This is a genomic window from Streptomyces sp. LARHCF249, from assembly GCF_052871255.1.
Genome location: NZ_JBIXJQ010000008.1, coordinates 354,044 through 360,141, shown reverse-complemented (window position 1 = coordinate 360,141; position 6,098 = coordinate 354,044). Strand labels below are relative to the sequence as shown.

Annotated in this window: 8 protein-coding genes; 3 read left to right on the top strand and 5 right to left on the bottom strand. The window is 73.2% G+C overall.

All coding sequences use genetic code 11. The features are described from left to right. Window positions 1-189: 189 nt before the first annotated feature. The 3 genes from ACIPUC_RS24885 to ACIPUC_RS24875 are packed head-to-tail and all read left to right on the top strand — an operon-like array spanning window position 190 to window position 2,776. Window positions 190-1,749: an acyl-CoA carboxylase subunit beta gene (locus ACIPUC_RS24885; RefSeq protein WP_446592263.1), complete on the top strand. Its 1,560-nt coding sequence runs from the start codon at window positions 190-192 to the stop codon at window positions 1,747-1,749. Between the two features lie 39 nt (window positions 1,750-1,788). Then, a complete protein-coding gene (locus ACIPUC_RS24880) occupies window positions 1,789-1,986 on the top strand; it encodes an acyl-CoA carboxylase epsilon subunit (RefSeq protein WP_446592262.1) in 198 nt (65 codons plus the stop codon). Window positions 1,987-2,014: 28 nt separating this feature from the next. Continuing rightward, window positions 2,015-2,776 carry a thioesterase II family protein gene (locus ACIPUC_RS24875; protein WP_446592260.1) on the top strand — a complete coding sequence of 254 codons (762 nt, stop codon included), beginning with the start codon at window positions 2,015-2,017 and terminating at the stop codon, window positions 2,774-2,776. A 38-nt stretch (window positions 2,777-2,814) separates the two neighbouring features. Here the strand turns inward: ACIPUC_RS24875 and pqqB are convergent, their stop codons facing one another. The 5 genes from pqqB to pqqA are packed head-to-tail and all read right to left on the bottom strand — an operon-like array spanning window position 2,815 to window position 5,965. Further along, complete coding sequence (gene pqqB, locus ACIPUC_RS24870; protein ID WP_446592258.1) at window positions 2,815-3,726, bottom strand: pyrroloquinoline quinone biosynthesis protein PqqB; 912 nt, start codon at window positions 3,724-3,726, stop codon at window positions 2,815-2,817. Further along, complete coding sequence (gene pqqE, locus ACIPUC_RS24865) at window positions 3,723-4,835, bottom strand: pyrroloquinoline quinone biosynthesis protein PqqE (RefSeq protein WP_446592256.1); 1,113 nt, start codon at window positions 4,833-4,835, stop codon at window positions 3,723-3,725. The genes pqqB and pqqE overlap by 4 nt, the downstream gene beginning before the upstream one ends. Then, window positions 4,826-5,080, bottom strand: coding sequence for a pyrroloquinoline quinone biosynthesis peptide chaperone PqqD (pqqD, locus tag ACIPUC_RS24860; protein ID WP_446592254.1), 255 nt, complete (start codon window positions 5,078-5,080; stop codon window positions 4,826-4,828). Before pqqD ends, pqqE begins: the two co-directional genes overlap by 10 nt. Before the next feature lie 26 nt (window positions 5,081-5,106). Next, a complete protein-coding gene (pqqC, locus tag ACIPUC_RS24855) occupies window positions 5,107-5,802 on the bottom strand; it encodes a pyrroloquinoline-quinone synthase PqqC (protein WP_446592252.1) in 696 nt (231 codons plus the stop codon). Window positions 5,803-5,860: 58 nt separating this feature from the next. Beyond that, window positions 5,861-5,965, bottom strand: a complete 105-nt coding sequence (pqqA, locus tag ACIPUC_RS24850) for a pyrroloquinoline quinone precursor peptide PqqA (protein WP_215146397.1) — start codon at window positions 5,963-5,965, stop codon at window positions 5,861-5,863. Between the last annotated feature and the right edge of the window lie 133 nt (window positions 5,966-6,098).

Genomic DNA, 6,098 nt, shown 5'->3' with positions numbered 1-6,098 from the left:
CGCCGGACGCCGCCCGTCCGCGCCGCGCGTCGCGACGTGCCTGCTCGGCGGGGGTGGGAGCGGGCCCCGGAGCGGTCAGGGGGGTGGTCGGTGTTCTCCGCGCACGCCCCGGACGCCTTCAATGGCACGCACTGCTGCCCAGGGTGCGCCTGTGCCTGCGTCCCCGAAGGCCGAAGAGACGGGTGGAGCATGACAGTTGCCGATGTCAGTGTCCGAGTGGCCGAACTAGGAGCGATCAAGGAGTCCGTCGAGCTGGGCCCGTCCGCGGGCGCTTCCGAGGCGCAGCACGCCCGCGGCAAGCTGACCGTGCGCGAGCGGCTGGACCTGCTGTTCGATCCGGGCACCTTCCGGGAGATAGAGCAGCTGCGCCGGCACCGGGCGACGGGATTCGGCCTGGAGGACCGCAGGCCGCACACCGACGGAGTGGTGACCGGCTGGGGCAAGGTCGACGGCCGCCGGGTGTTCGTGTACGCGCACGACTTCCGGATCTTCGGCGGCTCGCTCGGCGAGGCGCACGCGCAGAAGATCCACAAGGTGATGGACCTCGCGGTGGCGGCGGGCGCCCCGCTGGTGTCGCTCAGCGACGGCGCGGGCGCCCGTATCCAGGAGGGCGTCACCGCGCTGGCCGGGTACGGCGGCATCTTCCGCCGCAACGTGGCCGCGTCCGGGGTGATCCCGCAGATCAGCGTGATGCTCGGGCCGTGCGCGGGCGGGGCGACGTACTCCCCCGCCCTGACCGACTACGTGTTCATGGTGCGCGACATCGCGCAGATGTACATCACCGGCCCCGACGTGGTGCAGGCGGTCACCGGGGAGAAGATCAGCCACAACGACCTGGGCGGCGCGCAGGTCCACTCGTCGGTCTCCGGCGCGAGCGCGTTCCTGTACGACACCGAGGAGGAGTGCCTGGAGGAGGTGCGCCACCTGCTGTCGCTGCTGCCGTCCAACAACCGCGAGCTGCCGCCCGCCGTGCCCGCCACGGACCCGGCCGACCGTCGCACCGACGAGCTGTCGCGGCTGGTGCCGGCCGACCCGAACCGCTCGTACGACATGCGGGCCGTGATCGAGGAGATCGTCGACGACGGCGACCTGTTCGAGGTCCACGCCAACTGGGCGACCAACATCATCTGCGGTCTGGCCCGGCTGGACGGGCACGTGGTGGGCATCGTCGCCAACCAGCCGGCCTCGCTCGCCGGGGTACTGGACATCAACGCCTCGGAAAAGGCGGCGCGCTTCGTCCAGACCTGCGACGCGTTCAGCATTCCGCTGGTGACCCTGGTGGACGTACCGGGCTTCCTGCCGGGCAGCGACCAGGAGCACAGCGGTGTCATCCGGCACGGCGCGAAGCTGCTGTACGCGTACTGCGCGGCGACCGTGCCCCGGGTGCAGATGATCCTGCGCAAGGCGTACGGCGGCGCGTACATCGTCATGGACTCCCGCTCCATCGGCGCGGACCTGTCCTTCGCTTGGCCGACGAACGAGATCGCGGTGATGGGCGCGGAGGGCGCCGCCAACGTGGTCTTCCGCCGGGAGATCGCCGCGGCGGACGACCCGGAGGCGGCGCGCGCGCAGCGCGTCAAGCAGTACCGCCAGGAGCTCATGCACCCGTACTACGCCGCCGAGCGGGGCCTCGTCGACGACGTGATCGACCCGGCCACGACCCGGCAGGTGCTGGTGGACGCGCTGGAGGCGCTGCGGGCCAAGCACGTGCCGCTGCCCGAGCGCAAGCACGGCAACCCGCCCTTCTGACCGGCATCCCCAACCCCCTACCGCAGAGGAGCACGCCCGATGAGCGAGCGGGCCGAACCCCACCTGAGGATCGTGCGCGGCGCCCCGGACAGCACCGAACTCGCCGCCGTCCTCCTCGTGCTGCTCTCCACCGCCCGGGGCGGGGACCACACCGGGGAGCAGGACGCGCCCCGGCCCCGGGCCTCCTGGGGCCCCGCGCGCGGCTGGCGCCCGCCGGGCACCTGGACCGCCCTGTGAACCGACGAGCTAAGGACACCGACCACCCATGAACCGTACGACCACCACGACCGTGCGGGCGCCCAGTGCCTGGCTGCGCCGCTTCCACCCCGCCGAGGAGGCTCCCGTACGCCTGTTCTGCTTCCCGCACGCGGGCGGCTCGGCCAGTTACTACTTCCCGGTGTCCCGGGCCCTGTCCCCGCAGGCGGACGTGGTGGCCGTGCAGTACCCGGGCCGCCAGGACCGCCGCCACGAGGCGTGCGTGGACGACGTACGAGGCCTCGCGGACCGGGTCTTCGCGGAGCTGCGGCCGTGGTGCGACCGGCCCGTCGCGCTGTTCGGGCACAGCCTGGGCGCGACCCTGGCCTTCGAGGTGGCGCTGCGGCTGGAGGCGGCGGGCGTGACGCCGGCGGTCCTGTTCGCCTCGGGGCGGCGGGCCCCCTCCCGGCACCGGGAGGACGAGCGGCTCCACCTGGCACCGGACGATCGGCTGCTGGCCACGATCCGGCGGATGAGCGGCACGGACCCGGCGGTCCTGGCCGACGACGAGCTGCTGCGGGCGGTACTCCCGGCCATCCGCGGCGACTACAAGGCCGCGGAGACCTACCGCTGCCTCCCCGGCCCGGCCCTGGCCTGCCCGGTGGTGGTGCTCAACGGGGACAGCGACCCGGAGGTGACCGCGGAGGAGGCCGCCGCCTGGGCCGGCCACACCGGCGGGCCCTGCTCCTTCCACCTGTTCCCCGGCGGCCACTTCTACCTGAACGAGCACGCCTCCGAGGTGATCGAGCTGGTGCGGCAGCAGCTCGCCTGAACCACGTACCCGACCCGCTCGACGCATCGCTGACCCTGTCAGAGCTCGATGCGGGTTCCGTCGGCCGGGATCTCCGCCCCCGCCGCGCACACCTCGCGGTGGGCCGCGGACCGCGGATCGGCCATCGGGTTGGTGTTGTTGAGATGGGTGTAGGCGAACCGCGCGCCCGGCCGCTCCGCCCGCAGGCGCCCGACGTGCGCCAGGCTCCCGCCCTCCCCGGTCACCGGCAGGTGCCCCATCGCGGCCTGCGCGCCGCTCGCACCGGCCGCACGCGTGGCGCCGCCGAACTCCCGCGCCGAGTGGAACGTGCCGTCGAGCAGGACGTACCCGGCCCCGGCGGTGAACTCGTCGAAGCCGGGCGGCCAGGAGGCCAGGCAGGGGGCGTACACGAGGGCTCCGCCCGTGGCCGGGTCCTCGAAGCGGTAGGCGACCACCCAGGGGCCGGCCGGACCGGGCAGCGTGCGCGCGTACTTGGGGCGTTTGTCTCCGACGGCGAAGGCGGTGACCCGCAGCCCGCCGACCTCCTGCTCCTCCCGCTCCCTGCCCGCGGCCAGCTCGGACCACTCCCATCCGCCGTAGCCGCCGAGGATCCCCCGCACCGGGAACCCCGCGTCCAGCGCCCCGAGCACCGCCGCCGGCGCCCACACCCGCAGCCCGTCCCCTTCCCTGAGCATCATCAGGCCCAGCGTGTGGTCGAGTTCGGCGTCCGTGAGCAGTACGCCGCGCACCGGCGTCTCGCGCGGCCCGGGACCGGCCGCCAGCTCGGCGGTGGCGAGCAGCTGCGCGCGGATGTCGGGCGAGGCGTTGACCAGGTACCACCCGAGGCCGTCGGCGCTGACCGCGAGGCCGTCCTGACAGCGGGCGGGCGCCCCCGACGTGCACACCGGGCAGGCGCAGTTCCACTGCGGGCAGCCGCCTCCGGCTGCGGTGCCGAGCAGGACGGCCCTCATCGGCGTACCGCCGCCGGTCCGCGCATCACCAGCTCGGGCGGTGTCGTGGGGATGCCCGCCAACAGCAGGTCCACGGTGTCGCGCCCCGCGGACCGCGAGCACACCGGGTCGGTGGCCGCGGCGTCCCCGGTGAGCAGGAAGGCCTGGCAGCGGCAGCCGCCGTGGTCGAGGGAGCGCCGGTCGCAGCTGCGGCAGGGGTCGGACATCCATTCCTCGCCCCGGTAGGCGTTGAAGGAGCCGGACGCGTACCAGATCTCGGCCAGCGGCTTCTCGGTGACGTTGTCCAGGTCCAGGGTGGTGATCGCGCCGGCCGCGGGGCAGGGCAGCACGGTGCCGTCGGGGGCGACCGTGAGCTGGATCGCCCCCCACCCGTGCATGCACGGCTTGGGGTACGGCTCGTAGTAGTCGGCGAGGACGTACACGATCTCCATCGTGCCCTTGAGCCGTTCCATCGCGGCCCGGACGACCGGTTCGGCCGCGGCCAGCTGCTCGCGGGTGGGCATCAGGGCCTCGCGGTTGCGCAGCGCCCAGCCGTAGTACTGGGTGTTGGCGAGCTCCAGCCGGTCCGCGCCCATGGCCTCGGCCAGGTCGATGAGGCCCGCCAGCTGGTCGTGGTTGGCGCGGTGCAGTACGGCGTTGACGGTGAGCGGCAGGCCCTGCTCGCGGATCAGCGCGGCGGCGGCGATCTTGTGGTGGTGGGCCCTGGCCCCCGCGAGCAGGTCGGCGCGGGCGGCGTCGGCGCCCTGCACCGACAGCTGTACGTTGTCCAGCCCGCGCCCGACCAGGTCCGCGAGGCGGGCTTCGGTGAGGCCGAGTCCGCTGGTGACGAGGTTGACGTAGCAGCCGAGGCCGCTGACGTGCGAGACGAGCTCGGGCAGGTCGGGGCGGGCCAGGGGCTCGCCGCCGGACAGGTGCACCTGGAGCACGCCGATCTCGCGCGCCTGGGTGAACACCTCAGCCCATTGCTTCGTGGTCAACTCGCGCTCCCGCTCGATGAGTTCGAGCGGGTTGGAGCAGTACGCACAGTGCAGCGGACAGCGGTGGGTGAGCTCGGCTAGCAGCCCGAGCGGCGGGGCCGCGCCGTCCGGCCCGGTGGCGGTCAGATCCATCGCACGACGCCCTTCTCGGTGAGCCGCTCCAGGACGGTGCCGACCTCGGTCTCGCGCACTCCGGCGTACCGGGCGCCGAGCGCCGCCGCGATCTGCGCGACGGTCGTGGTCCCGTCGCAGAGTTCGAGCACCGAGACGGCGGTCCCGTTGGGCACGAGCACCCCTTCCGGATGCAGTACGACATGGGTCTGCCGCGTCCTGTCGTAGATGAGCCGCACTCCGCGGCCGAGCACGGGCCGGTCCACGGCCACTCCTTCTGCGGTTGCGGCCACTACTCGGCCGTGGCGGTGGCGCGTTCGACGGCGTCCAGCATCAGCCACAGCAGGTCGCACTTGAACCGGAGCGCGGCGACGGCCGCGTCCTGCTGCTCCCGTGTCGTGCAGTGCCGGACGACGATGTCCAGGGTGCCCTTGCCCTCACCGGACACGGCCTCGATGCGGTCCGTGAAGTAGGCCAGGTCCGCCGGGCGGATCCAGTCGTAGTGGGCGAGCATGTCGGCGACCCTGCGGGTCATCAGGTGCCCGGCGAACATCTCGGTGAGGCCGGAGGCCACGGCCTCGGCCCACGGCTTGGTCCGGGCGAAGTTCACGTACGCGTCGACCGCGAAGCGCACGCCCGGGACCACGTGCCGCTCGTCGAGCACCTCTTCCCGGCCGAGCCCCACGGCCTCGCACAGCCTCAGCCAGCGCGCGATGCCGCCCTCGTCCCCGGCGGTCCCGTCGTGGTAGGCCAGCCGCTCCACCCAGACCCGCCGGATCTCCGGGAGCGGGCAGTTGCTGATGATCGCCGCGTCCTTCTGCGGCAGCATCCGCTGGTAGTACCAGCGGTTGGCGGCCCACAGCCGCAGCGCCCGCCGGTCGAGCTCGCCGCCGTGCAGCCGCCGGTGGAAGGGGTGGCTTCCCCAGTAGGAGGAGGACAGCGCGCGCAGGGCGCTGATGAACTCGGACTCGTCCAGTGGTGACGTCATGTGGTCTCCCGCCACGGCGGGAGCCGGTCGCCCGGACTCCCGCCCGCAGACAGTGGGTTCACTTCTCCAGACGCGCGGCGTACGCGGTGACCTCGAACGCGGTCTCGTACGCGACGAAGTCCGGGGTGGTCCACGCTTCGGGGGTCTCCGTGACCTCGGCCATGGGGGTGCTCCTTCGCTCGGTGCCCTTCGGTTTCCGCCAGGAACCTATGTCCTGGCCGGGGCTCCGGAGATCCCCTAACCGCCCCTAACCCCGCACTTTCACCCCTGCGGCCCTCCGCCGCCCGGCGCGTTGA

Bases quoted from the DNA above. Each gene is read 5' to 3' on its own strand.
- ACIPUC_RS24885 (WP_446592263.1), top strand. From the start codon at position 190: ATGACAGTTGCCGATGTCAGTGTCCGAGTGGCCGAACTAGGAGCGATC.
- ACIPUC_RS24880 (WP_446592262.1), top strand. From the start codon at position 1,789: ATGAGCGAGCGGGCCGAACCCCACCTGAGGATCGTGCGCGGCGCCCCG.
- ACIPUC_RS24875 (WP_446592260.1), top strand. From the start codon at position 2,015: ATGAACCGTACGACCACCACGACCGTGCGGGCGCCCAGTGCCTGGCTG.
- pqqB (WP_446592258.1), bottom strand. From the start codon at position 3,726: ATGAGGGCCGTCCTGCTCGGCACCGCAGCCGGAGGCGGCTGCCCGCAG.
- pqqE (WP_446592256.1), bottom strand. From the start codon at position 4,835: ATGGATCTGACCGCCACCGGGCCGGACGGCGCGGCCCCGCCGCTCGGG.
- pqqC (WP_446592252.1), bottom strand. From the start codon at position 5,802: ATGACGTCACCACTGGACGAGTCCGAGTTCATCAGCGCCCTGCGCGCG.
- pqqA (WP_215146397.1), bottom strand. From the start codon at position 5,965: ATGGCCGAGGTCACGGAGACCCCCGAAGCGTGGACCACCCCGGACTTC.